Genomic DNA, 23,468 nt, shown 5'->3' with positions numbered 1-23,468 from the left:
CTCCCCCTACTTGGCCAGCACCCGCCCGTCGTCGGCGATGGCCGGGAAGGCGCCGGTGTCGACGATGCCGTGCTGCTGGTACAGAGCCTCGATCAGGGCGTGCGCCTGCGGCTCCAGCTTCCACAGGGCACGATACTCGCGCGCGGTGGCCAGCGAGATGCCGATCTCCTGGGCGATGTCCACCGAGCGCGGCACGATGCGCTTGGCGATCTGCCGGTCCCAGAACTCGCGGGCGGCCCTGATCTGGGCGGCGCGCTGGGCGGTGTCGACGACCTGGGGGGTGGCGTCGAACACCTCGACGTCCTCGTCCTCGTCCTCGACGAGCTGGGCCAGCGCGGGCGGCAGCGCCGGGCGGGCGGGCACGGGACGGTGGTCGGCTTCGGGCTCCCACGGCACGCGCGGGTCGGCGTCGATGAGCGCGGTGGTGTTGTACAGGGCGGCGATCTGGGCCAGCAGCGCCTCCTGGCGCGACTGGTCGACGGCCAGCCCGGTGTGCTCGACGGCCTGGTCCATGGCCTTGTCGAGCTTGGCCAGCGCGCCGCGCATCTTGCGCTCGGAGGCGCCGCTGTCGCGCAGCGCCTTGGCGCGCTTGGCGGCCAGGGCGACGCGGGTGAGCCGGCGGTGGGCGTCGACCTCGGAGGCGGTGCGGTCGCTGACCTCGGCCAGGCCCATGCGGACGAGCAGGCGTTCGGGGGTCAGGCGCCAGTTGATGCGGCCGGTGCCGCGGATGCGGTGGCGTTCGATGGCCATGCCGCGTTCCCAGAGCCAGGCGGCGACCAGCGGGGCGGCCAGGCGGAAGACGGCCTCGGGGAGGCTGCGGGCGTCCATGCTGGACAGGACGGCGGTCAGGCAGGTCAGGGCCCAGACCGCGATGCCGTCGATGCCGGCGGAGAAGTTCTCCCGCATGTTGCGGCGGGCGCGGACGGCCGAGGTGATGATGGCGACCTCGATGAAGGCGAACAGCAGCAGCCGGAGCGGTCCGTCCAGGCCCAGCACGTCTCCGGAGAAGCGCCACATGCCCTGGGCGGACACGCCGGTGGCGATGGAGGCGGCGACGACGGTGAGCACGTCCTCGACGGGACGGGGGGCGACGTAGCGGGCGAATAACCAGGTGCCCGCGCGCCAGGCCATCCTGAGCGCCAGGAACGCCAGCACGAGCCCGGCCAGGCCCAGCAGGGCGATGACGGCGGTGGCGAACGGCTTCTCGGCGACGAAGGCTGCTATTTCCTCAAATGTCGGCATCAGTCACTATCCGCGAGGCTCAACTCCAGCTTGTCTTGCGACGAGATCATCGCAGACTGTCGCCCCCTTGTACGCCAAACGCCACCGATTTCCCCTGTCTCCCACCGGTTCCTGTGACACACGCCGTACCAGAAGGGAGTTGTGGCTAGTCGGCGGCCCGCGACCCGGCGCACAATGAGGCGCACCCCGGCCTCCTCGCACGGCCTCCCCATGGGCTCACGGACGGGCGGCCGGACGGGCGGCCAGATGGACGATCGGGCGGGTGGCCAGGTGGGACGTGAGGGTGAGCGGCAATTTCGTCCTTTCGGAGGGCACCAGCCGCCTGTCCGGATGGGACCATCTACCGAGGGATTTATCCCAACATAGTGCGATGTATCCCAGCAGGACGGATATCCATGTCTGACTCAGAGTTCCCCTTCGTCCAGTTCATGCGCGAGGACTTCGACCCGGTCGCCGAGCTCGGCCGCATCCGGGCCGAGCACGCCGTCTTCCCCATGAAGATCCCCGGCGACCAGACCGTGCACCTGGTCACGCGCTGGGAGGACGTACGCGGTGTCCTCGGCGACCACGAGCGCTTCAGCAACGACTTCGCCGGCATCTCCGGCCTGGGCTCCAACCAGGAGGACCCCGGCGGCCTCGGCTTCCGCGACCCGCCCGAGCACACGCGGCTGCGCAAGTACCTGACCCCCGAGTTCACCATGCGCCGCCTGCGCCGGCTGGAGCCACGCATCGAGGCGATGGTCGAGGAGCACCTGGACCGCATCGAGGCCAAGGGCCCGCCCGCGGACCTGGTCGAGGACTTCGCGCTGCCGATCCCGTCGCTGGTGGTGTGCGAGCTGCTCGGCGTCCCGTACGAGGAGCGCGCCGACTTCGTCAAGATCAGCAAGGACCGGTTCGACCTGTCGGCCGGCCCCGAGGCGTCGCTGCAGGCGATCAACGACGCGATGGCGTACCTGGTGGACCTGGTCGCCCGCGAGCGGCACAACCCCGGCGAGGGCCTGCTCGGCCAGCTCCTGCGCGAGCACGGCGACGACCTCGACGACCGCACGCTGGCCAGCATGTCCGACGGCCTGCTCACCGGCGGGCACGACACCAGCACCAGCATGCTCGCGCTCGGCGCGCTCTGGCTCATGCGCCACCCCGAGCAGGCCGCCAAGGTGCGCGAGGTGGACGGCTACGTCAACGACGTCGTCGAGGAGCTGCTGCGCTACATGACGGTCGTGCAGGTGGCCTTCCCGCGCTTCGCCCGCGAGGACCTGGAGCTGCACGGCGTGCCGATCAAGAAGGGTGAGATGGTGCTGTGCTCGCTGACCGGCGCCAACCGCGACCCCTCGCTGGGCCCGGACATGGACGAGGTGCACCCCGGCCGCGAGACCGCCGGCTCGCACCTGGCCTTCGGTCACGGCATCCACCGCTGCATCGGCGCGCCGCTCGCCCAGATGGAGATGCGCATCGCCTTCCCCGCCCTGCTGCGCCGCTTCCCGGACCTGCACGTCTCGGGCGAGGTGCCGTTCAGGGAGCTGGCCATCGTGTACGGGGTCAAGGAGCTACCCGTCGCCTGGTAGAGCGGTTACGTTCACAGTGTGAACGAGCCCGTCATCGATCTGGCCTCGATCGGCGCCGTCGTGTTCGACACCGACGGCGTGGTCACCGACACCGCCCGGGTGCACGCGGCCGCCTGGAAACACGTCTTCGACGCCTTCCTGCGCGGCCGCTGCGACCCGTTCGACATCCGTGACGACTACCTCCGGCACGTCGACGGCCGGCCACGGCTCGACGGCGTGCGCACCTTCCTCGCCGCGCGCGGCCTCACCCTGCCCGAGGGCGGTCCCGACGACGAGCCGGGCGCGCCCACCGTGCACGGGCTCGGCCTGGCCAAGGACCAGATCTTCATCGCGCAGGTGGACAAGTACGGCGTGGCCGCCTTCCCCGCCACCGTGGCCCTGCTGCACGAGCTGCGCCACCGGGGCGCCCGCACGGCCGCCGTCTCGGCCAGCCTGCACGGCCGCCGGCTGGTGACCGCCGCGGGCGTGGCGCACCTGTTCGACCTGGTCGTGGACGGCGGCGACGCGGCCCTGATGAACCTGCCGGGCAAGCCGGACCCCGCCCTGTTCCTGGAGGCCGTGCGCCGCCTGGCGCTGCCCGCCGGACGGGCCGCCGTGGTGGACGCGGCGCTGCCCGGCGTCCAGGCGGGCGGCAGGGGCGGCTTCGGGCTGGTCGTGGCGGTCACCCGGGACGGTCCGGGCGACGCCGCCGCGCTGGCCGGGCACGGCGCGCACGTCGTGGTGCCCGATCTGGGCGAGCTCGGCGTGCGCGGCAGGGTCCTACCCTTGAGGGCGTGACGGTTCTGATCGATCCCCCCGACTGGCCGGGGCCGCGCGGCCTGATGTGGTCGCACCTGGTGAGCGACAGCTCGCTGGAGGAGCTCCACGCGTTCGCGGCCCGGCTCGGGGTGCCGGGCCGGGCCTTCGACCGGGACCACTACGACGTCCCCGAGACCGTGCACGCGCGGGCGGTGTCGCTGGGCGCCGAGCCGGTCAGCTCGCGCGAGCTGCTGCGCCGCCTGATAGCCGCCGGTCTGCGCCGCCGCAAGCGCCACACGCCCTAGCCTGCCTCAGCCTTCTGCCAGGCGGTCCAGCTCGGCGGTCATGTTGGCGCGGGCGGGTTCCTCCCACAGCTGCCGGGCCCGGTCCGTACGGTAGAGCCGCGGCGCGGCCAGCAGCCTGCGCAGCACCTGCGCGCGGCCCCGCCGGAACAGGTCGTCGGGCACGTGCGCGTACTCGCGGCGGATGTCGGCGGCGTAGGCGTCGTAGCCGGGGCGGCCCAGCACGGCCAGGTCGGCGTCGCACAGCACGGCCCCGTCGCGGTCGCCGGCGGCCACCGTGTCGTGGGCGGCGGTCAGGCGGACCAGCCGGGCGGTCGCGGCGACCCGGCCGGGCGGCACCCCGCAGCGCGGCAGGCGCGCCTGGGCGAGCTGGGCGCTGCGCTCCTCGTCCCAGCCGGGCCTGCCGTCGTAGACGGCGTCGTGGAACCAGGCGGCCAGGCGCACCGCGGCGGGGTCGGCGGCCTCCCCGGCCAGGTCGTCGACGGCGGCCAGCACGGCGGCGAGGTGGCCGAGGGTGTGGTAGCGGCGGTGGGGCTCGGCCCAGCGGGCGATCAGCTCGGCGCCGGCGGCCCGCGCGGCCGGGGAGCCGCCCGCGAGCGCGAGCCAGGCGGCGGCGAGCCGGGCCCTCGACGCGGGGGCCGGGCGGTCGTCGATCATGCTTCCACCGTAGTGGCCAGGTCGGTACGTCCCGGCTTTGTGTCCTTGAATACACCCGGTATTTACCCGGCTGTCCCGCCGCTCTGCCTCTCCGTACGGGGACCTGGTTCCCCCCGGAAAGGAGACAGCGACATGGCGACCGGTGAGTTCCAGGTGATGAAGGTTCCGGCCGAGCAGTTGAGCGGCGTGCTGCACGGTCAGGTTGTCGACCCGGGCGCCCAGCCCACGAACGTCGTGAGATGCGGCGAGGGCTGGACCGTTGACGTGAGCTGGGAGGTCGCCGGCGAGCTGGTCGACTGGCTGGCCGGACGGTGGCATGTGGAGATCATCGCCGACCTGCTGGGAGGTGGTGAGACCCGTCATCCCTCGCCTCCCGTGGAGATGACGTTCACCCCTGGATCGGGACGGTACACCGCGTCGGTCCCGATGCGCGGCCAGCTCGGCCCGGGCACCTATGACCTGGTGGTCAACCTCACCACGACGACGGCCGCCGGCTCCGCGGGGGCGCTCGGCGGCTTCGTCGTGATCAGCAAGATATCGGTGAAGGAATGACGGCCGCCGCCCCGGGCCCCTCCCGGGGCGGCGGGCGAACCGGGAGGGGCCCGGATCGCCCTGCAACCACACCGCAAGTCACCCGCCCTACGCTCCGGGCGGCGGTCACGGGGAAAGCGAGACCGCCGCCCTGTATCTCACGTCACCGGACGCGCTCTGACCCGGTGAGGATCGACGGTCCCAGGGGGGACCACTGACGGGAGACCTCATGTCCGAAGTGGAACAAGCGCTTGCGCCAGGCGCTCCGATGACGGCGGACGACGTGCTCCGCATCGCCGCCTGCAAGGACAGGAACCCTGCACTTGAGGCCATGGTCATCGCCCATGGCTACCACCGTGTCGCCGGGGACCTCGCCCAGCACCTGGGCCAGGACGCGACCAACTGGTACTGCTACGCCAAATGGACCTCCAAGGCGGTCGCCGAGAGCCTCGACCTGACCCCGGGCTCGCCCTTCCTGACCGGTTTCGGCGACCGGCTGCACGTGCCCGCGCGCCTGCGCCGCCTGTTCCGCGCCATGTTGCTGACCCTGCTCGGCCCCAGTTACCAGCTCGGGCTGGCGCTGGCCAACCGGGCGATCTTCCTGGAGACCGCGAGCCTGGCGGCCAACCTGTGGAACGGCACGCCCGACTGCTACGTCAAGGTGAGCCCGGAGTCGGAGAACACGCCGATGCCGCCGGAGTTCCTGTCCGGGCTGCTGGAGGAGGCCGACGAGCGCTACCTGCGGGACGCCGCCCTGCTGCTGAGGCAGGCGCACGCGGCCACCGACCCGGACGAGCGGGCCGAGCTGATGTTCGGGGCGAGCGTGGCGCTGTCGGCGTACGAGCAGAAGCGCGCGCAGAAGGCTCTGGAGCTGGTGCTGTACCGGCCGGTGCGGTGGCTGACCCGGATGTCGTGGCGGTCGCTGCGCTCGCTGGTGACCCGGCGGCCCTACCCCCGCTTCCCGCTGTTCAGCGCCCGGCACGAGGACCAGCCGTGGCTGACGCGCGTGCTGGAGGCCAAATGGTCCTCGCTCTACACCCGTCACCTGTTCGCCGTGCGCACGCCGCTCAGCGACGTCAAGGTCGGCCGGCCGCTCGCCCCGCCGCCGGGCGTGGACATGGCGCTCGCCTGGCGGCCGATCAGGAACGAGAAGGTGCGCAAGCTCGCCGAGGAGTTCATCCCGGACGACGTCGAGCAGGCCACGGCCGGCGTGACCGACTGGGTGTCCTACCCCGACCGGATGCGCTTCATCGTCGGCTACTTCCGCACCTACCAGCGGGTGGGCGCGCTCTACGACCCGCCGTTCGGGCCGGAGCTCACCGCGGCCCTGGAGGCGGAGACGGCCCGCGGCACGCTGCCGGAGCCGGTCCCCGATGCTCCGCAGGCCGACCGGCTGCTCCCCGGGATGCGGCGCAAGGTCTACGCCTTCCCCGAGGAGACCGATCCCGACGCCTACGAGATGGCGCGCTTCGACTTCGAGCCCTTCCTGGAGGCGATCCCTCTTGACCGGTCAGGAAACTAGGACTCAGTCCAGGAAGTCCCTGGTGATCTCGCGGTCCTGCAGGAGCCCGCGCAGCTTGGCGAAGCAGCGGGCGCGGGTGGGGCCGATGCTGCCGACCGGCCGGCCCAGCCGGCGGGCGACGTCCACGTAGTGCGGCTCGGAGGTTTCCGTGAGTGCTCGAAACAGCACGCGCTGGGCCGCGGGCAGCTCCTCGACCAGCTCCTCCAGCGTGCCGGCCAGCCAGATCCTGGCCAGTTCCCTGTCCACGTCGTCCGTGCTGCCGAGCGTGTCGAGGTCGGGCGTGCAGATCTCCCGGGTGCGCCTGGTCAGCTTCAGGCACTCGCGGAAGGCGATCGTGGCCAGCCAGCCGGGCATGCGCTGGGGGTCCGCGACGCTCTTGAGGTTCTGCCAGGCCAGCAACCAGGTGGTCTGGAGCACGTCCTGGGCGTCCTCGTGGCCGAGCCGGAAGCGCCGGATCCTCGACCGCAGCATCGGCGTGAACTCCTCGACCAGCCGCTCCCACGCCTGGGCGTCGCCCTCCTGGGCGTCCGACACGAGGGTGGCGGTGTCGCGGCGCTCCAACGTATCCAACTGCATCATCGTCTCCCCGCCGGCCGGGGTCCATGGGGGTCAACCTCGTTCGACCGGCCCCCCAACGGTGCTCCCGGCGGCCTTCGCACACTGTCGCGGACGACACAGTGCGGGTGTGGCGCTCGTCACATTCGGGAGATCGCTTACCACTTACTGCCCGATCGGCGTTCGCGTCCTAAAGTTCTTCCATGAGCGCCAGCAGCGGGGCGGTTCCACACGACGTCCAGGCGGTCGCCGCCGTGCTGGCGGAGGTCCCGCTGTTCCGCGTGCTCGGAGAGGCCGGGATCACCAGCACCGTGCGCGCCGGGGTGGCGCGCCGATACCGCAACGGGCAGATCATCCTGCACCAGGGCGATCCGGGCGAGTCCCTGTACGTGCTGCTCGACGGCCTGGTGAAGGTCGTCTTCACCACCGAGCACGGCGACGAGATCGTGCTCAACATGCTGGGCCGCGCGGACACCTTCGGCGAGATGGCGCTGCTGGACGACTCACCGCGGTCGGCGTCGATCATCGCCGTGCGCCCCTGCTGGATCTTCGCGCTGCCCAGGGCGCGGCTGCTGGAGCTGATGCGGGAGCATCCCGGGCTCGCCGACGAGTTCCTGCGCATGCTCGGGCAGATGGTGCGCAGGCTCACCGGGCAGGCCGCCGACCTGGCCTTCCTCGACCTGGGCGGGCGCCTGGCCAAGCTGCTGCTGCAACTGTCGGTCAAGCGCGGCCAGACCCAGGGCCCGGTCGTGGACATGCCGGGGCTGACCCAGTCGGACCTCGCCGCGCTGATCGGCGCGTCCCGCCCGGCGGTCAACCGGGCCCTGCAGTCGCTCGCCGCCCGCGGCCTCATCGCCATGAAGGGGCGGACCATCACGTTGCTGGACGTCGAGGCGCTGCGCAAACGCGGGGGCCTCTGACCGGATCTGGAGTACGGGGAACATGAACGAGCACGACAACGCCCCCGCCGAGCGCTGGCCGGCGGAACGGTTCCGGCAGTTACGGCAGCAGGCCGACCCGGACATCGACAAGATCGTGGCCGGCTACCTGGAGACCATGCCCGCAGGCGAGAACGCCCTGTCCCTGCTGCGCGCGGTCGTGGTGGAGCTCGGCCGGGCCAAGCGGGAGGCGCGGGCGCCCTCGGGCGAGACCGGCCCCTCGGCCATCTTCGACGCCATCGACTTCAACAAGGACCTGCCCGAGTGGGGCGGCGACGCCGACCTGCTGGCCCGCGGCCAGGCCGTCTTCTCCGACTACGGGCTGTACCAGTCGGTCGCGCTGTTCTGCAAGTGCCTGCCCATGGCCTACGTCGAGATCTCCAGCGCCAAGGTGCTGGCCGGCGTGTCCGACCTGGCCACGCACAGCCTCACCCGCCGGGTCGCCGAGACCGGCCAGATGCTGGTGGACGTCATGGGCCTGAAGGCCACCGACAGCCTGACGCCGGGCCGTCCGGGGCACACGACGGCGATCGGGCTGCGCATCCTGCACTCGTTCGTGCGCGCGCTGGCCACCGAGCACTTCGGCGACGACTGGGACACCGCCAGGTTCGGCCCGCCGGTCAACCAGGAACTGCTGCTGGCCACCATCTTCGACTTCTCGGTCGTCACGTGGGAGGCTCTGGAGAGCATGGGGGTGCGCCTCAGCGACGACGACAAGGCCGCCCACCTGTACACGTGGAGCGTCTTCGGCCACCTCATGGGCGTCGAGGCGTGCCGCGACCGGCCGCTCACCCTCGACGACGTGCCGCCGGTCAGCGAACGGCTCGGCCGCCTGTACGAGTCGAGCGAAGAGGGCCGCAGGCTGATGGCCGTGCTGCTGGCGGAGATGGAGGAGTTCATGCACCTGGGCTGGCGCAAGCTGCCGCGCAGCCTGGTGCACTGGGTCTTCCGCGACGCCCGCTACAACGCCGCCCAGGTTCCGGCGCTGCTCGACGTGCCGCCGCCGGCGTGGTGGTTCAACGCGCTGTTCGCCGCGGCCAGGGCCGGCAACCGGTACGGCCGCCTGATGGGCCCGGTCGACGCGGTGGTGCGCTGGCTGGTGCGCCGGGCGGGCAAGCACATCGTCATCGCCATGATCGACCGCTACTCGGGCGGCCACGCCGCCTTCCAGATCCCCGAGGAGCTGGCCTCCCAGTGGCGCGTCCGGCAGTCGAAGACGGCGCGCCGCACGCGCAGGCTCCGCCACAGCGTCCGCAAGGGCGTGCGGAAGGGCGTGGGCAAGGCCGCCAGGGCCCCCGTCCGGAAGGAGGGACCACCGGCGTGAGCACCCCGCACGAGCCGGGCACGCTGACCACGGCGACCATCCTGTTCACCGACGTGGTCAGCTCCACAGCCATGCGGATCAGGCTCGGCGAGGAACGCGCCAACGTCGTCTTCCGCCGGCTCTACCAGCTGTTGCACTCGGTGGTGACGGCCAGCGGCTCGACGTTCACCAAGAGCCTGGGCGACGGGCTGATGGCGGTGTTCGGCTCGGCCACGGCCGGGCTCGACGCGGTCATCGCCGTCGAGCAGGCCGTCGCGGCCGAGAACGAGCGGGCGCTGGAGAAGATCTCGATCAGGGCCGCGCTGGCGGCGGGCGACGTGTGCTGGGGCGCCGACGACGTCAGCGGGCTGCCCACGGTGGAGGCAGCCCGCCTGGTCGCGGTGGCCGAGGGCGGCCAGGTGCTCTGCACCGACCTGGTGCGCCGCCTGGCCCAGGGCCGCAGCCGGCACGAGTTCAAGGACCTGGGCCGGCTGCCCGGCAAGGGCCTGCGGGAGCCGATGCACACCTACGAGCTCCACTGGCAGAGCGCCGACAACCAGCACGCCGGCGGGCTGGCGCCCTGGCTGGACAGCGGGCACGTGCTGCCGTTCGTCGGCCGGGACGAGGAGCTGCGGGCGCTGGAGGAGGAGCTGGGGGCGGCCGAGTTCGGCAGCGGGCTGGTGATCCTCCAGGGTGATCCGGGGGTCGGCAAGACGCGGCTGGCCTCGGTCGTGGCGCGGCGGGCGCTCAAGCGGCAGTTCACCGTGCTGGCGGGGCGGTGCACCGATCCGGCGCGGCAGGCGTACGAGCCGATCGCCGGGGCGGTCGAGCGGCTGGCCCGCACCTCGCCGGCGCTGTTGTTGCGGGCCGGCGTCGACCAGCAGTGCGGGCAGCTCGTCCGGCTGGCGCCCTCGCTGGCCGCTCCCCCGCTGTCGCTGGCCGTGCCGCCCGCCACCGAGCCGGTCTCCGAGCGCTACCACCTGATGGCCGCGGCCCGTACGCTCATCGAGCGCCTGGCCACCGTACGGCCGGTGCTGCTGGTGATCGACGACCTGCAGTGGGCGACGCTGGAGTCGCTGCAGATGCTGCACTCCCTGATGTGGGACGCCGACTCGCTGCCGCTGCTGATCCTGGCCACCTCGCGCCCGGTGCCCGTCGAGTCGGCGATGCCCGAGCTGCACAAGCTGACCGCCGACGGCCGCCTGGTGCAGGTCTCCTCCTTCGGCATGGACGAGGTCAGCCGGGCCCTGTCGGAGGTGCGCAGCGACGGCGACCCGGAGCTGCTGTACCGGATCACCGGCGGGAACGCGTTCCTGGTCACCGAGGTGGCCAGGGAGCTGGCCGCGGGCGCCGACCTCGACGCGCTGACCGTCCCCGACTCGGTCACCCGCATGGTCCGGGCGCGCCTGGCGCAGCTCCACCCCGACGCCCGCGACCTGGTCAGCCTGCTGGCCGTGGGCGAGCGCATGGAGTCGGCCGCGCTGCGCCTGGGCCTCGGCCTGGACGAGGCGCGCTTCGTGGCCGCCGTCGAGGAGGCCATGGGCGCGGGCCTGGTGACCATGGCCGACGGCGGCCAGTGCCAGTTCTCCCACGAGCTGACCCGCACCGCCCTGTACGCCACGCTGTCGGCCCCCCGCGCCGGGCTGCTGCACGGCCGGGTCGCCGACGCCCTGTGCCAGGCCGACCCGCAGGCCATGGAGTCGCGCCCGTACGTCGTGGCCACCCATCTGCTGGCCGCCGCCGAGCACGGCCGCGACCCGCGCCGGACGGCCGAGGCCGCCGAGGCGGGCGTGCAGGCGGCCCGCCACGCGCTGGCCGGGCTGGCCCACCGCGAGGCGGTCACCTGGTACCAGCGGGTGCTCGGCCTGCTGGCGGACTTCCCCGGCGCCTCCCCCGAACGGCGCGCCGAGCTGCTGATGGACTGCGGCCGGGCGATGTGGCTGGCCGGGCACCCCGAGGCGAGGGAGACCCTGCACCAGGCCGCCGAGCTGGCCAGGGAGTGCGGGCGCGACGACCTGATCGTGGTGGCCGCGCTCGGCGGCGACCGCGGCTTCTCCAGCATCTCCGCCGCCCCCGACCAGCGCCGCATCGCGCTGCTGACCGAGGCGCGCAAGCTGGTCGACTCGACCGACCTCAGCACCCGCGCGCTGCTGGCCGCCCTGCTCGCCTCCGAGCTGATCTGGGCGCCCGACGGCGAGCGCCGCTTCGCGCTGAGCGACGAGGCGGTCGCGCTGGCCCGCAAGTCGGGCGACCCGCGCACGCTGGCCAGCGTGCTCGGCATGCGCAGCCTGACGATCATCCCGGCCGACCCGCTGCACCAGCGCCACCGCGACGGCGACGAGATGCTGGAGGCGGCCCGCCGCACGGGCGACGACCTGGCGCTGTTCCACGCCTACGTCCAGCGCACCCCGCCGGTGCTGGACAGCGGTGACACAGCGCGCGCGGCGACGCTGCTCGACCAGGCCGACGAGCTGGCCCGCCGGCTGGCCCAGCCGCAGCTCAACTGGCTGATCGGCTACTCCAGGGCGGGCCTGACGCTCATGCAGGGCGACCTGGCCCAGGCCGAGACCGAGGCGCTGTCGGCCATGCGGCTCGGCACCGAGATCGGCCGCCGCCTGGAGGCCGTGGCCATCTACTCCGAGCAGATCTCCGAGATCCGCCGTCTGCAGGGGCGGCTGTGGGAGCTGCGCGACCGGCTGCGCCGCGCCGCCCGGGCGCCCCGCGTCGACCCGGTGCACGCCGTGCTGCGCTACCTGTGCGAGATGGGCGACGAGGAGGCCGGGCCGCTGCTCGACCGCATCCTGGCCGACCGCGGCGGCGTGCCGCCGCGCAACATGGCCCACCGGCCCGCCCTGGACAACCTGGCCGTGGCCGCCGCGCATCTGCGCCGTCCCGAGCTGGCCGAACGGCTGTACGCGTCGCTGGCCGCCGACGGCGAGACGTTCGGCCACGGCACGGTCGCCCACCACTGCGGCCACCACTACCTGGCCCACCTGTGCGTGACGATGGGCGACCCGGCGCGGGCGAGCGAGCACTTCGAGGCCGCCGCCGAGGTGCACGAACGCAGCGGGGTGCCGCTCATGCTGGCCGAGTCGCTGCTCGACTGGGCCGACCTGCTCGACACCGCCGACGTCGGCGGCCCCCGGCCGGCCGCGCTGCGCGAGTGGTGCGCCTCCCTGCTGCCGGGCCGCGGCGCCCTCCTGCTCGACCGCCGGCTGCCCGCGCCCCCCGTTTAACCTGCGGCGACATCGGGCAACCCGGCACGGGGGGCGCGATGAAGAGGTACGGGGTGCACGGATGGCCGGGGGATTTCCACCGATCGGGGCGTACGCGTTCCTGTCGGACTGTCACACGGCGGCACTGGTCGCGCCCGGCGGGGCGGTGGAGTGGATGTGCGCGCCGCGCTTCGACGGCCCGAGCGTGTTCGCGCGGATCCTCGACCGGCGGCTCGGCGGGGCGTGGGAGTTCGACGTGGCGGGCGCGCGGGTCGAGGGGCGCGGCTACGTCGATGAGACGCTGGTGCTGCGTACCCGCTGGGTCGGCCGCGACTGCGAGGTCGTGGTGCACGACTTCTTCGCCACGTCGCCGCCGGGGACGGGCGGCAGCGGCGTGGTGCCCGTCCGGCTGCTGGTGCGGTGGGCCAGGTGTGAGCGGGGGCGGGCGGTCGTGCGCTCGCGGGTGCTGGCCAGGCCCGACTACGCCACCCGCGAGGCCCGCTGGACGCCGCGCGACGGCGTGCTGGCCGAGGAGTCCGGCCTGCTGCTGACCGGCATGAACGGGCAGCTCGACGGGCAGATCGACGGGCCGGCGGCACGGCCGCTGGCCGAGACCACGCTCGGCGAGGGCGAGTCGTGGGCGGTCGCGCTCGACTACGCGGGTCAGGGGCACGCGCCCGTCAGCGACCCCGAGCGGTTGCTGGCGGACACCGTGCGGTCGTGGCGTTCGTGGTCGTCGCGCTCGGCCTACGACGGGGTGGGGGCGCGGCAGGTGCGGCACAGCGCGGTCGTGCTGCGCGGGCTGCTGTTCGACGAGAGCGGCGGGCTGCTCGCGGCGCCCACGACGTCGCTGCCGGAGTGGCTCGGCGGGCAGCGCAACTGGGACTACCGCTACGTGTGGCACCGCGACGCCGCGCTCATGGTGCTCGCACTGCTGCGGCTCGGCCATCGCGAGGAGGCGGGCCGCTACCTGACGTTCCTGCTCGGCCAGTGCGCGATCCACGAGGGGGACCTGCCGCCGGTGTTCGGCGTCGGCGGCGGGCCGGTCGCCGGCGAGACCGTCCTCGGCCACCTGGAGGGGTACGCGGGCTCGCGCCCGGTGCGGATCGGCAACGGCGCCGCCGGTCAGCACCAGCTCGACGGCTACGGCCACGTCCTGGACGCGGCCATGGCCTACCACGGCGTGACCGGCGAGCTGAGCGGCGGCCCGGTGCTGTGGCGGCTGGTGGAGCGGGCCCGCGAGCGGTGGCGGGAGCCGGACGCCGGCATCTGGGAGGTGCGCGACGGCGAACGCCACTGGACCTACTCCAAGCTGTACGCCTGGGTCTGCTTCGACCGCGCGGTCCGGCTGGCCGAGGCCACCGGCGAGCACGGCCTGCCCCTGGCGGAGTGGCGGGCCGAACGCGAGGCCGTCCGCGCCGAGCTGCTCGACCGCGGCTACAACGCCGACGTCGGCGCCTTCACCCAGTCCTACGGCTCCGACCAGGCCGACGGCTCGCTGCTGCGGCTGCCGCTGCTCGGCTTCCTGGACGGCGACGACCCCCGCGTGCTCGGCACCCTCGACCACATCCAGGCCCGCCCGGGCGAGGGCGGCGCCCTCGTGCACCGCTACGACCCCGAGACCACCCGCGACGGCGTGGACGGGCCGGAGGGGGCGTTCCTGATGTGCTCGTTCGAGATGGTCTCGGCGCTGGTGCTGGCCGGGCGGACGGCCGAGGCGCGCGACCGGTTCGAGACGCTGTGCGCGCGGGCCGAGCCGCTCGGGCTGTTCGCCGAGGAGATGACCGGCGACGGGCACATGGCGGGGAACTATCCGCAGGCGTTCACGCATCTGGCGCTGATCGAGGCGGCGCTCAACCTCGACGCCTCCGGCACCGTCGACGCCCTGCACGACTGGGCCGAGCACGGCGGCTGACCCGGGGGCTCCCGGGCCCCCGGGAGCCTTGCCGAGGGCGGCTGCTAGGGTGCGGCGGGTGAGCGGTCGCGCGGTACTCGTCACGGGAGCGTCCAGGGGCATCGGAAGGGCGGTGGCGATGGCGTTCGCCGCCCAGGGTGACCGGGTCGCGGTCCACCATCGCGACTCCGCGCTGGCGGCCGGGCGCGTGCTCGGCGAGCTGGCGGGCGCGGGGCACGTCGTCGTCCAGGCCGATCTGGCCGACCCCGAGGGCGTGCGGCGCATGGCCGACGAGGCGGCCGGGGCGCTGGGCGGGCTCGACGTCCTGGTCAACAACGCGGGCGTCTACCATCTCCACCCCATCACCACGACGTCGTACGAGGAGTGGCAGGCCGCCTGGCGCCAGGCGTTCGAGGTGAACCTGCTGGGCCCGGCCAACCTCGCCTGGTGCGCCCTGCGCCACATGCGCGCCGGCGGCCGCATCGTGAACGTCAGCTCCCGCGGCGCCTTCCGCGGCGAGCCCGACGCCCCCGGCTACGGGGCGAGCAAGGCGGGCCTGAACGCCATGAGCCAGTCGCTGGCCGTGGCCCTCGCCCCGCACGGCATCGCGGTCGCCTCCGTGGCCCCCGGCTTCGTGGCGACGGACATGACCACCGAACACCTCAAGCCGCCCGCGGGGGACGCGATCCGCGCGCAGAGCCCGTTCGGCCGGGTCGGGGAGGCGGACGAGATCGCCGCCGCCGTGCTCTACCTGGCCTCCCCGGCGGCCGAATGGGCCAGCGGCACCGTCCTCGACCTCAACGGCGCCTCCTACCTCCGCTGACGCCCGGCAAATGCCGCGAAACGCCTCATCTTTCGGCCTGGCCGGGTAGTTTGCCGCACGGACATTCCCGAAGACCGAGAGGACGACCGGTTCGATGAAAACGCGCAAGCACATCGCACGGCTCATCGTCGGCGCGGGCACACTGGCGGCCGTGCTCGCCGTGCACAGCGGGGTGGCCCACGCCGCCGGGCCGTACCCGTACGCGGGGGCGGACGACGTCGGCCGCCGGCTGACGGTGTGCGCGGACGACCTGATGGTCCGCGACTTCGTCGGCACCCTCCACCGGGGCCAGAGCTTCACCGTCAAGGGCTTCGACGGCGCCTACAAGGAATGGGTGTACGGCTTCGCCTACGGCAACGTCAACGCCAACGGCTGGGTCGAGAACGGCTGGTTCTGCGACGCCTGACGGCACCCCCGTACACCACGGCCCGTGACCAGGAAAGCCCCGGTCACGGGCTTTTTTCGGCGCCGGCCGGTACCGCGCGGTAGCGCGCCACTACATCCGTCGTCGTAGACGCGGCCGGCATTTGATCCCGCTGGGGTAGCGGCAGATGAGTCCGCCGGTGGGACGCCACGGAGCCCCGGCCGGACGACGATTACCAGACATGAGAACCCGAGTCAGGTACCTCCATGGCGCCGCGTTGCTGGCGACCGGGCTGCTCGCGGGCGCGTTCGGATACGGTGCGGCCAACGTGGTGCCCACGTTCGGCGCCGTGCCGCTGGACGTGCGCCTGACCTTCCACACCACGATGATGAAGGTCAACGAGCCGGTCATGCAGAGCGCGATGGCCCTGGCCATCCTGACCACCCTCGGGCTGGCGCTCGCCGGCCGCGACCTGCCGCGCCGGCTGGCTTCCGGCGCCGGCGCGCTGGCGGTGGCCGCGCTGCTGATCACCGTGTTCGGCAACGTCCCGCTGCACGCCCGGTTCCGCGAGTGGGCCGCCGGCTCCGTGCCGGCCGGCCACGCGGAGGTCTTCCAGCGGTGGGAGCTGTTCCACACCCTGCGCACCCTGACCGCGCTGGCCGCCTTCGTGCTGGTCGTCGTCGCCGCGGTCGCCGCCCGTCCCTCGACCTCGTCCCGTTAGGAGAACCGTCATGTTCCTGCGTATCGCGCTCGCCGCACAGACCGTCGCCCTGCTGCTGCAGGCCGTCACCGCCGGGCTGCTGCTCAGCTCGCCGGGCGGCCGGGCCGCCCACAGCGCCACGGCGCTGGCCGTCGCCGCCACCGTGCTGCTGTACCTGGTCGCCGCGGTGCTGACCAAGCAGCGGGCGGCCATCCTGGCCGCCGTGGGCATGCTGGTGGCGACGCTGGTCCAGATGGCGCTGGGCATGGCGCACGTGAAGGGCGTGCACGTGCCGCTCGGCGTGCTGATGTTCGGCGGCAGCATGGTGCAGACCGCGCGGGTCTGGTCCGCCGGCCGCCTCCGGGCGACGTCGGCATGACCGGCATGACCAGGCGGCAGGCGCTGCGGCTGCTCGGCGTGGGCGCGGCGCTGGGCGTCTCGGGCTGCTCGCTGCTGACCCGCACCCCGCTGCCCCAGCTCCTGACCAGCGGCGCGCCGCTGCCCACGCCGTACGCGGCGCCGCTCCCGCGGCCCACGGTGGCCGAACCGGCCAGGACGGACGCGGGCGCCGACTACTACGAACTCCTCCAGCGCCCCGCCGAGGTGGAGATCCTGCCGGGCCTGCGCACCCCCGTCTGGGGGTACGACGGGCAGTTCCCCGGCCCCACCATCCGGGCGCGCTCCGGCCGCCGGACCGTCGTGCGCGTCGGCAACCGCCTGCCCGCCCCGACGGTCACCCACCTGCACGGCGGGCACACCCCGCCGGAGTCCGACGGCTTCCCCACCGACCTGATCCAGCCGGGCGCGCACCGCGACCACGTCTTCCCGCTGGAGCAGCGCGCGGCCACGCTGTGGTACCACGACCACCGCATGGACTTCACCGGGCCGCAGGTCTGGCGCGGGCTGGCCGGCTTCTTCATCGTCGACGACGACGAGCAGGACCGGCTGCCGCTCCCGTCGGGCGAGCGGGACGTGCCGCTGCTGATCTGCGACCGCTCCTTCCAGGCCGACGGGACGATGCCCTACCCGGCCAGGCCCGACGGCCCCGGCGCCCGCGAGGCGTTCATGGGCGGCGTGATGGGGGACGTCATCCTGGTCAACGGCGCGCCCTGGCCGCAGCTCGGCGTGGACCGCGCCCGCCACCGGCTGCGGCTGCTCAACGCCTCCAACGCCCGCACGTACGAGCTGGCCCTGTCGCCCGGCGGCACCCTGACCCAGATCGGCAGCGACGGCGGCCTGCTGGCGGCGCCGCGTCCCCTCCAGCGGATACGGCTGGCGCCCGGAGAGCGCGCGGACGTGATCGTGGACTTCGCCGCCTACCGGGTAGGCGACCACGTCGAGCTGCGCAACCTGCTCGGGGAAGGGCCGCAGGCCCGGGTGATGCGGTTCACCGTCGAGCGTGACGCCCGCGACGACTCGGCGATCCCCAAGGTGCTGTCCACCGTCGAACGCCTCGACCCGGCGTCGGCCGCGGTGACCCGGGACTTCGAGTTCAGCAGCGGCGACCTGCACGGCCACACCGGTTGGCTGATCAACGGCAAGCCCTTCGACGTGCGCCGCGTCGATGCCCGGCCCAAGCTCGGCCAGGTCGAGATCTGGCGGGTGACCAGCGACGTCGCCCACCCCGTGCACCTTCACCTGGCGCCCTTCCAGGTGCTCTCGGTCGGCGGCGAACGGCCGGACGGCCCGCCGGAGTGGAAGGACACCGTCGAGCTGCGGGAGGCGCAGACCGTGGAGATCATCACCCGTTTCACCGGCTACCGAGGGCGGTACGTCCTGCACTGCCACAACCTCGAACACGAGGACATGGCCATGATGAGCACCTTCGAGGTGGTCTGATCCCGGGCCGCCCCGATCGGGCTAGCGGGGGTTGCGGGCGCGCCAGGCGACGTAGTCGGCGACCGCCCCGGCCAGGTCGAAGGCCGGCTCGAAGCCGGTGTCGCGGGTGAGCCGGGCGACGTCGAGGCAGGGGTCGTCCCCGTCGGCGCCGGACCGTCCGGGCAGGAGGTCGGGCCGGGAGCCGGGGACGGCCGCCCGTACGGCGTCGGCGAGGCCGCGGTTGGTGAACGGCCGGCCGCTGGAGACGTTGTAGACGGTGTGCGGCAGGGCTCGCGCGGTCATCAGCAGGGCGATCGCGCGCCCGGCGTCGGGCGCGTAGCAGGTGTCACCGCCGTCGCCGGCGTGCAGCGGCGGCGGCCGCTCGCCCCTGAGCGCCGCGCCGACGTACGGCGGGATGTGGTTGAACGGCGACTCCGGGTCCATCAGCGGCCCCCAGACGCTGCCGATCCGCAGCACGACCGGCTGGACCCCGCTGCCCAGGAGGCCGTTCGTGGTCAGGGGCTCGGCGGCCTTCTTGAGGGCGACGATCGGGTGCGGCAGGTCCGCGGCGGGCAGCGCCAGCTCCTCGTGCCACCGGGTCTCCGGCCGCCCGGCGTAGACGCCGAGGCTGCTCGCGACGGCGAACCTGCGCACGCCCCTGGCGCGGGCCACCTCCAGCGCGTTGAGCAGGCCGGTCGTGTCCGCGCGGAAGAAGCCCACGGGGTCCTCGCCCGGGATGCCGCCGGCCAGGTGGACGATGTCGCCGACGTCGTGGCGGGCGGCCAGGGCCAGGAAGGCGTCCCGGTCGGTGACGTCGAGCGGCTCCACGGTGACCCGGCCGGCCAGGAACGAGGGGACCTCGGCCCGGCGGTGCGCGGTGACGACGACCCGGCGTCCGAGGTCGGCGAGCGCGCGGGCGGTGTGCGCGCCGATCATGCCCAGCCCCCCGGTGACGAGGATCATCGGGCCACCTCGTAGCGCAGGTGGGTCACACCCGGCGCGGGGACGGCCTCGACCAGGCGCAGGCGTACGTGCTCAGGAAGCTCACGGAAGAACGGCCGGCCGCCGCCGAGCAGGACGGGCACCTGGTGCAGGACCACCTCGTCGACGAGGCCCGCCCGCAGCGCCTCGGTGACCACGCCGCCGCCCATGAGGCCGACGTCCTTGCCGCCGGCGGCCTCGCGGGCGGCGGCGACCGCATCGTGGATGCCGGTGGTGACCAGCGTCTGGCGGTCGGTGATCTCCGGCGCCGGGCGGTGGCTGAGGACGACCAGCCGGGCGCACGGGTGCGGGCTGCCGCCGCCGAAGTGGTCGGAGTCGTCGTAGGTGTGGCGTCCGGCGACGATCGCGCCGACGCGGGCGGCCAGGGCGTCGAAGAGCCGGGCGCTGGGCGCGCTCAGCTTGAACCCGCCGAAGACCTGGCTCGGGGTGTCGCCGTCGAAGTACCAGTCGAACAGCATGGACGCGTCGCCGAGGCCGCGCCCGGCGCCGGGGTCGCGGCCGGTGATGAAGCCGTCGACCGACACCGCGTGGGCGCTGATGACCTTGCTCATGGGAGTGTTCCCTTCCGGAGTCGCCGGACTTCGAGACCCCTTGCTCGCGAGGGGATCCGAAGGGATCACGAAGTCGCTGTCGCCGGAAAGTCTCCGCCGCGCCGCCGTCCGACCGGCAGATGCGGAAGTGGACGATCGGCGATGACGAACGTCATCGCCGATCGGGCGCACAGCCCCGCCCGCGCGGTCACTCCCCCGCCAGCACCTCCGCGCCGAACTTCACGAAATAGGCGGCGGTCTCGGCGTCGGCCGGGTAGTACGACTCGATCGAGATCTCCTCCAGCGTGATGTCCATCGGGGTGCCGAACGTGGTGGTGGTCGAGAACAGCCGCAGTTCGACGTCGCCGAACCTGAAGATCATCGGGACGGTGACCTCCGACTCGGCCGGCCGGCCCGCCTCCTCGAAGCCCGGCGCGAGCAGCTCCTCGTAGATCGCGTTGAGCTCGGCGTCGGGGGCGATGGCCAGCTGGCGCGAGATCCGGGCCCGCAGCACCGCGCGCACCTCGGGCAGGTTGACGATCCGGGGAGCGAGCCCGCGGTTCTCCAGCCCCAGCCGCACGATGTTGACCGGCGGACGCAGCAGGTCGGGCGCGACGTCCACGAGGAACGCGTCGATGGCGCGGTTGGACAGCACGATGTTCCACCGGCGGTCGAGGACCACCGCCGGGTACGGCTCGTGGGCGCGCAGCACCCGCGCGATCGCGTCCCCGGCCGTCGACAGCGCGTCCCCGGTGAGCGGACGTTCGGCGTACCGGGGGCGAAACCGGCGGCGAGCAGCAGCCGGTTGCGCTCCCGCAGCGGTACGTCGAGCTGGCCGGCCAGCCGCAGGATCATGTCGGCGCTCGGATGGGACTTACCGGTCTCCACCAGGCTCACGTGCCGGGCCGAGACGTCGGCGGCGAGCGCGAGATCGAGCTGGCTGAGCCGCCGGCGGTGCCGCCATTGCCGCAACATGTCCCCGACAGTCCGCATGGCCGCCGAGACTACTGGACGTCCGCCATGAAATCCCCTTTCATCGACATCCTTCGCGGGGCTGGCAAGAGTGTTCCCATGACGACCGACAACAAGGCCATCGTCCAGCGCGCGCTGACGGAACTGATCGGGACAGGCGACGTCGACGCGCTCGCGCCCCTGCTGAGCGACGACTTCCGCCACCACCGGCCCGGTTCGGCGGCCTCGACCAAGGCGGAATGGCTCGGCGCCGTGCGTGCCGCGCTCGTCCCGCTGGCCGGCATGCGCGTGGAGATCGACCACGTGCTGGCCGACGGCGACCACGTCGTGATGCACTCGCGCCGCCAGGCGCCGGACGGCGGCCCGGAGATCGTGGTCGTGGACATCTGGCGCCTGGACGGCGGCCGCATCGCCGAGGCGTGGGAGATCATCGAACCGGTGTCCCAGGCCGCCGCCAACCTGACCTGGTGGGATCCGCCCATCCGCTGACGTGCGCCGCGTACCGGCCGGTCAGCCGGTACGGCGGAGGGTGCGGCGCACGGCCAGGCCACCGAGAGCGGCGGACAGGAGCACCAGGATCCCCGCCTCGGTCCACTGGAAGCGCCAGAACCGGGACGCCGGATGGTGGTACACCGCGTACCGGTAACCCTTGCCGAACAGGCACGCCTGCCACGCGTCGGCGTTCTTGCTGCTCTGCCCCGCGTCGACCCGGCGCGGGCAGCCGCTGCCGGTCGGCTCGGCGACCTCCCTCCCGGACGGCTCCACCCAGGCGGCGCTCACCAGCCGGGCGTCGGGGTCGTCCAGCACCACGGTGCCGGACAGCTCGGCGCGCGCCGGCTCGGCGTAGAGGTCGCTCAGCTGGAACAGCGTGAACATCGTCACCGTCACCCCCGCCACGACCAGCGCCATCGCGGGCAGCGTACGGCGGAACAGGGTGCCGGCGGCGGTGCCGAGCGCGAACGCGTACAACCACCACGCCGCCGGCTCCACCCCGACCATGTTGAACACGCCGATGTTGCCGAACGTGGAGTCGACCCCCTCCCTGAACACCGGCCGCCACAGGCTCACCATGATCGACAGCAGCAGGCCGCCCGCCACGACCGCGCCGCCCAGGATCGACAGTTTGACCGCCAGCCACCGCCACACGGGCACGGCCTGGGTCCAGGCCAGGCGGTGGGTGCCGCGCTCGTACTCCCGGCCGAGCAGGGGCGCGCCCCAGAACGCCCCGATCAGCGCCGGCGCCACCAGGGGCATCCAGCCGAACACCGAGTACACCGCCTCGTAGCGCTGCCCGAGCGCCACCGCCAGCTCTCCGCAGGCCACGGCGGGCCCCGGGCAACCGGGCGGGGCGTGCTCGGCCACGTACCAGCCGGCCTCCACCGCCGAGCCCAGCAGCAGCAGCCCCAGCAAGGCCAGGAAACCCGCCGTCACGAGGATCTGCGCGCGGTGCTGGCGCCACGTCACCCAGATCACGCGCCCACCTCCGTCGGGTGCGGCAGCGCCGCCGACTCGGGGCTGCGCAGGTAGCCCATGACGAGCTCGTCCAGCCCTGGGCTCCGCGCCTGCCAGCGCGGATCGAGCGGCGGCCCGCCTCTCACCAGCAGGCCGGCCTGTCTGCCGCTACGGCTCGCGGCCACCACCCGCATCCCCTCCGTCGACGCCTCCTGCGGCCCGGTGAGCACGAGATGCCCCTCCAGCAGTTCCTCGATGTCCCCGCTGACCTGCAGCCGGCCCCCGTTCAGCACGATCAGCCAGTCGCAGGTGTCCTCCAGGTCGGAGACGACGTGCGAGGACAGCAGCACGGTCAGCGCCCGTTCGGCGGCCTCGGCCATGATCGAGCGCATCACGTCGTGGCGGGCCAGGGGGTCGAGGTTGGCCAGCGGTTCGTCCAGCACGAGCAGGTCGGGCCGGCTCGCCAGCGCCAGGGTGACCGCCACCTGTGCCTGCTGCCCGCCCGACAGCCCGCTCACCTTGCGCCGCAGCGGGACGCCCAGCCGGGTGAGCCGGTCGGCGGCGGCCGCGTCGTCCCAGCGGGTGTTCATGCGGCGGCCGAAGGCGAGCATCTCGGCGACGGTGAAGCTCTCGTACAGCGGCTTGTCCTGCGCCACGAACGCCGCCTCGCCGGCCACGCGGACGCTCCCCGCCGCGGGCCGCAGCAGGCCGACGGCCGCGTGCATGAGCGTGGTCTTGCCCGCGCCGTTGGGCCCGACGAGCGCCGCCACGCGCCCTGCGGGCACGGCCAGCGAAAGGTCACGCAACACCCAGGTACGGCGATGACGCACCCCCAGCCCGGTCACCTCCAACGCGGAACTCATGCCACCCCCTCCTTCGCGGTGTCGGCCAGGACCACGGTGAACAGCGCCCGCAGGTCCTCCTGATCGAGCCCCACCGAACGGGCCTCCCGCACCCATGCCTCCAGACCGCGTCGCAACCTCGTGTGCTCGGCGAGCGTCGCACCCGCGACGCCCTGCCGGACGAACGTGCCCATCCCCGGCCGCCCCTCGACCAGCCCTTCGCGCTCCAGCTCCCGGTACGCCTTGAGCACGGTGTTGGGGTTGATGGCCAGGCTCTCGACCACCTCGCGGGCCGTCGGCAACTGGTCGCCGGGCCGCAACGTGCCCAGCCGGAGCGCCTGTTTGACCTGGTGAACGAGCTGAAGGTAGCGCGAGACCCCCGAGCCGCGGTCCAGGTTGAACTCGATCAACGGACCACCCTTTCACTAATTGAATAGTGAAAGGGTGGTGGCTGGAGACGCTCGTTGTCAACCTCACCCTCTTCGCTTCGATGGGGGCATAAA

Annotated in this window: 24 protein-coding genes and 1 pseudogene; 15 read left to right on the top strand and 10 right to left on the bottom strand. The window is 73.3% G+C overall.

All coding sequences use genetic code 11. The features are described 5' to 3' along the window. Positions 1-6 precede the first annotated feature (6 nt). Complete coding sequence (locus tag ACNF49_RS21990; RefSeq protein ID WP_482944848.1) at positions 7-1,242, bottom strand: hypothetical protein; 1,236 nt, start codon at positions 1,240-1,242, stop codon at positions 7-9. Positions 1,243-1,637: 395 nt separating this feature from the next. Between ACNF49_RS21990 and ACNF49_RS21985 the strand changes: the two genes are divergently transcribed. From ACNF49_RS21985 to ACNF49_RS21975, 3 genes are read left to right on the top strand one after another with little or no spacing between them, the layout of a single operon-like run. Beyond that, complete coding sequence (locus ACNF49_RS21985; protein WP_357964130.1) at positions 1,638-2,807, top strand: cytochrome P450; 1,170 nt, start codon at positions 1,638-1,640, stop codon at positions 2,805-2,807. 18 nt (positions 2,808-2,825) lie between these two features. Next, a complete protein-coding gene (locus ACNF49_RS21980; protein WP_482944847.1) occupies positions 2,826-3,584 on the top strand; it encodes an HAD family hydrolase in 759 nt (252 codons plus the stop codon). Continuing rightward, complete coding sequence (locus ACNF49_RS21975) at positions 3,581-3,850, top strand: DUF4031 domain-containing protein (protein ID WP_357964134.1); 270 nt, start codon at positions 3,581-3,583, stop codon at positions 3,848-3,850. Before ACNF49_RS21980 ends, ACNF49_RS21975 begins: the two co-directional genes overlap by 4 nt. Positions 3,851-3,856: 6 nt before the next feature. On the opposite strand, the gene ACNF49_RS21970 is transcribed toward ACNF49_RS21975, so the two are convergent. Next, the gene (locus ACNF49_RS21970; protein WP_357964136.1) at positions 3,857-4,504 is read right to left on the bottom strand and encodes an HD domain-containing protein; all 648 of its coding nucleotides are present in this window, start codon (positions 4,502-4,504) and stop codon (positions 3,857-3,859) included. Between the two features lie 132 nt (positions 4,505-4,636). On the opposite strand from ACNF49_RS21970, the gene ACNF49_RS21965 reads away from it, so the two are divergent. Together ACNF49_RS21965 and ACNF49_RS21960 are read left to right on the top strand one after the other, a co-directional pair. Continuing rightward, entirely contained in the window at positions 4,637-5,056 is a 420-nt protein-coding gene (locus ACNF49_RS21965; RefSeq protein ID WP_357964138.1) for a hypothetical protein, read from the top strand. A gap of 247 nt (positions 5,057-5,303) precedes the next feature. Continuing rightward, the gene (locus ACNF49_RS21960; protein WP_357964140.1) at positions 5,304-6,557 is read left to right on the top strand and encodes a hypothetical protein; all 1,254 of its coding nucleotides are present in this window, start codon (positions 5,304-5,306) and stop codon (positions 6,555-6,557) included. Positions 6,558-6,560: 3 nt separating this feature from the next. On the opposite strand, the gene ACNF49_RS21955 is transcribed toward ACNF49_RS21960, so the two are convergent. Continuing rightward, positions 6,561-7,127, bottom strand: coding sequence for an RNA polymerase sigma factor (locus tag ACNF49_RS21955; protein WP_357964142.1), 567 nt, complete (start codon positions 7,125-7,127; stop codon positions 6,561-6,563). 188 nt (positions 7,128-7,315) lie between these two features. Here ACNF49_RS21955 and ACNF49_RS21950 point away from each other — a divergent pair, with 188 nt between their 5' ends. The 9 genes from ACNF49_RS21950 to ACNF49_RS21910 all read left to right on the top strand — a co-directional run bounded on the left by ACNF49_RS21950 (position 7,316) and on the right by ACNF49_RS21910 (position 18,188). Beyond that, complete coding sequence (locus ACNF49_RS21950; protein ID WP_357964144.1) at positions 7,316-8,032, top strand: Crp/Fnr family transcriptional regulator; 717 nt, start codon at positions 7,316-7,318, stop codon at positions 8,030-8,032. 22 nt (positions 8,033-8,054) lie between these two features. Continuing rightward, the gene (locus ACNF49_RS21945) at positions 8,055-9,374 is read left to right on the top strand and encodes an oxygenase MpaB family protein (protein ID WP_357964146.1); all 1,320 of its coding nucleotides are present in this window, start codon (positions 8,055-8,057) and stop codon (positions 9,372-9,374) included. After that, the gene (locus tag ACNF49_RS21940; protein ID WP_482944846.1) at positions 9,371-12,589 is read left to right on the top strand and encodes an ATP-binding protein; all 3,219 of its coding nucleotides are present in this window, start codon (positions 9,371-9,373) and stop codon (positions 12,587-12,589) included. The genes ACNF49_RS21945 and ACNF49_RS21940 overlap by 4 nt, the downstream gene beginning before the upstream one ends. Before the next feature lie 61 nt (positions 12,590-12,650). Beyond that, entirely contained in the window at positions 12,651-14,483 is a 1,833-nt protein-coding gene (locus ACNF49_RS21935; protein WP_482944845.1) for a glycoside hydrolase family 15 protein, read from the top strand. Positions 14,484-14,541: 58 nt separating this feature from the next. Next, positions 14,542-15,285: an SDR family NAD(P)-dependent oxidoreductase gene (locus ACNF49_RS21930; protein ID WP_357964152.1), complete on the top strand. Its 744-nt coding sequence runs from the start codon at positions 14,542-14,544 to the stop codon at positions 15,283-15,285. A 94-nt stretch (positions 15,286-15,379) separates the two neighbouring features. After that, positions 15,380-15,691 (top strand): hypothetical protein, encoded by a 312-nt coding sequence (locus ACNF49_RS21925; protein ID WP_357964154.1) that lies wholly within the window; start codon positions 15,380-15,382, stop codon positions 15,689-15,691. A 199-nt stretch (positions 15,692-15,890) separates the two neighbouring features. Next, a complete protein-coding gene (locus ACNF49_RS21920) occupies positions 15,891-16,370 on the top strand; it encodes an anthrone oxygenase family protein (protein WP_482944844.1) in 480 nt (159 codons plus the stop codon). 10 nt (positions 16,371-16,380) lie between these two features. Then, positions 16,381-16,728: a hypothetical protein gene (locus ACNF49_RS21915; RefSeq protein ID WP_357964157.1), complete on the top strand. Its 348-nt coding sequence runs from the start codon at positions 16,381-16,383 to the stop codon at positions 16,726-16,728. Positions 16,729-16,733: 5 nt separating this feature from the next. Further along, on the top strand, positions 16,734-18,188 hold the full coding sequence (locus tag ACNF49_RS21910) for a multicopper oxidase family protein (RefSeq protein WP_482944843.1): 1,455 nt from the start codon (positions 16,734-16,736) through the stop codon (positions 18,186-18,188). Positions 18,189-18,209: 21 nt separating this feature from the next. Here the strand turns inward: ACNF49_RS21910 and ACNF49_RS21905 are convergent, their stop codons facing one another. The 4 genes and pseudogenes from ACNF49_RS21905 to ACNF49_RS21890 all read right to left on the bottom strand — a co-directional run. Continuing rightward, positions 18,210-19,130, bottom strand: coding sequence for an NAD-dependent epimerase/dehydratase family protein (locus ACNF49_RS21905; RefSeq protein ID WP_482944842.1), 921 nt, complete (start codon positions 19,128-19,130; stop codon positions 18,210-18,212). Then, the gene (locus ACNF49_RS21900; protein ID WP_482944841.1) at positions 19,127-19,720 is read right to left on the bottom strand and encodes a dihydrofolate reductase family protein; all 594 of its coding nucleotides are present in this window, start codon (positions 19,718-19,720) and stop codon (positions 19,127-19,129) included. Before ACNF49_RS21900 ends, ACNF49_RS21905 begins: the two co-directional genes overlap by 4 nt. 187 nt (positions 19,721-19,907) lie before the next feature. After that, complete coding sequence (locus ACNF49_RS21895; RefSeq protein WP_482944840.1) at positions 19,908-20,411, bottom strand: MmyB family transcriptional regulator; 504 nt, start codon at positions 20,409-20,411, stop codon at positions 19,908-19,910. A 146-nt stretch (positions 20,412-20,557) separates the two neighbouring features. Beyond that, positions 20,558-20,674 (bottom strand): annotated as a pseudogene (locus tag ACNF49_RS21890) (helix-turn-helix transcriptional regulator); the annotation flags it as partial. Positions 20,675-20,770: 96 nt separating this feature from the next. Here ACNF49_RS21890 and ACNF49_RS21885 point away from each other — a divergent pair. Next, complete coding sequence (locus ACNF49_RS21885; RefSeq protein ID WP_482944839.1) at positions 20,771-21,160, top strand: nuclear transport factor 2 family protein; 390 nt, start codon at positions 20,771-20,773, stop codon at positions 21,158-21,160. 21 nt (positions 21,161-21,181) lie between these two features. Here ACNF49_RS21885 and ACNF49_RS21880 read toward each other — a convergent pair whose 3' ends face one another. The 3 genes from ACNF49_RS21880 to ACNF49_RS21870 are packed head-to-tail and all read right to left on the bottom strand — an operon-like array spanning position 21,182 to position 23,375. Beyond that, positions 21,182-22,144 (bottom strand): ABC transporter permease, encoded by a 963-nt coding sequence (locus ACNF49_RS21880; protein ID WP_482944838.1) that lies wholly within the window; start codon positions 22,142-22,144, stop codon positions 21,182-21,184. After that, positions 22,141-22,986, bottom strand: coding sequence for an ABC transporter ATP-binding protein (locus ACNF49_RS21875; protein ID WP_482944837.1), 846 nt, complete (start codon positions 22,984-22,986; stop codon positions 22,141-22,143). The genes ACNF49_RS21880 and ACNF49_RS21875 overlap by 4 nt, the downstream gene beginning before the upstream one ends. After that, a complete protein-coding gene (locus ACNF49_RS21870; RefSeq protein ID WP_482944836.1) occupies positions 22,983-23,375 on the bottom strand; it encodes a GntR family transcriptional regulator in 393 nt (130 codons plus the stop codon). The genes ACNF49_RS21875 and ACNF49_RS21870 overlap by 4 nt, the downstream gene beginning before the upstream one ends. Positions 23,376-23,468 lie beyond the last annotated feature (93 nt).

The sequence above is a fragment of the Actinomadura sp. ATCC 39365 genome, from assembly GCF_054392275.1.
Note: the sequence above shows the minus strand (reverse complement) of the source record. Positions and strands in the feature narration are given on the sequence as shown.

What these genes read in the sequence shown, in the direction of transcription:
- ACNF49_RS21990 (WP_482944848.1), bottom strand. Translation starts at nt 1,242, where the DNA reads ATGCCGACATTTGAGGAAATAGCAGCCTTCGTCGCCGAGAAGCCGTTC.
- ACNF49_RS21985 (WP_357964130.1), top strand. Translation starts at nt 1,638, where the DNA reads ATGTCTGACTCAGAGTTCCCCTTCGTCCAGTTCATGCGCGAGGACTTC.
- ACNF49_RS21970 (WP_357964136.1), bottom strand. Translation starts at nt 4,504, where the DNA reads ATGATCGACGACCGCCCGGCCCCCGCGTCGAGGGCCCGGCTCGCCGCC.
- ACNF49_RS21965 (WP_357964138.1), top strand. Translation starts at nt 4,637, where the DNA reads ATGGCGACCGGTGAGTTCCAGGTGATGAAGGTTCCGGCCGAGCAGTTG.
- ACNF49_RS21960 (WP_357964140.1), top strand. Translation starts at nt 5,304, where the DNA reads ATGACGGCGGACGACGTGCTCCGCATCGCCGCCTGCAAGGACAGGAAC.
- ACNF49_RS21950 (WP_357964144.1), top strand. Translation starts at nt 7,316, where the DNA reads ATGAGCGCCAGCAGCGGGGCGGTTCCACACGACGTCCAGGCGGTCGCC.
- ACNF49_RS21945 (WP_357964146.1), top strand. Translation starts at nt 8,055, where the DNA reads ATGAACGAGCACGACAACGCCCCCGCCGAGCGCTGGCCGGCGGAACGG.
- ACNF49_RS21935 (WP_482944845.1), top strand. Translation starts at nt 12,651, where the DNA reads ATGGCCGGGGGATTTCCACCGATCGGGGCGTACGCGTTCCTGTCGGAC.
- ACNF49_RS21925 (WP_357964154.1), top strand. Translation starts at nt 15,380, where the DNA reads ATGAAAACGCGCAAGCACATCGCACGGCTCATCGTCGGCGCGGGCACA.
- ACNF49_RS21920 (WP_482944844.1), top strand. Translation starts at nt 15,891, where the DNA reads ATGAGAACCCGAGTCAGGTACCTCCATGGCGCCGCGTTGCTGGCGACC.
- ACNF49_RS21915 (WP_357964157.1), top strand. Translation starts at nt 16,381, where the DNA reads ATGTTCCTGCGTATCGCGCTCGCCGCACAGACCGTCGCCCTGCTGCTG.
- ACNF49_RS21910 (WP_482944843.1), top strand. Translation starts at nt 16,734, where the DNA reads ATGACCAGGCGGCAGGCGCTGCGGCTGCTCGGCGTGGGCGCGGCGCTG.
- ACNF49_RS21905 (WP_482944842.1), bottom strand. Translation starts at nt 19,130, where the DNA reads ATGATCCTCGTCACCGGGGGGCTGGGCATGATCGGCGCGCACACCGCC.
- ACNF49_RS21900 (WP_482944841.1), bottom strand. Translation starts at nt 19,720, where the DNA reads ATGAGCAAGGTCATCAGCGCCCACGCGGTGTCGGTCGACGGCTTCATC.
- ACNF49_RS21885 (WP_482944839.1), top strand. Translation starts at nt 20,771, where the DNA reads ATGACGACCGACAACAAGGCCATCGTCCAGCGCGCGCTGACGGAACTG.
- ACNF49_RS21875 (WP_482944837.1), bottom strand. Translation starts at nt 22,986, where the DNA reads ATGAGTTCCGCGTTGGAGGTGACCGGGCTGGGGGTGCGTCATCGCCGT.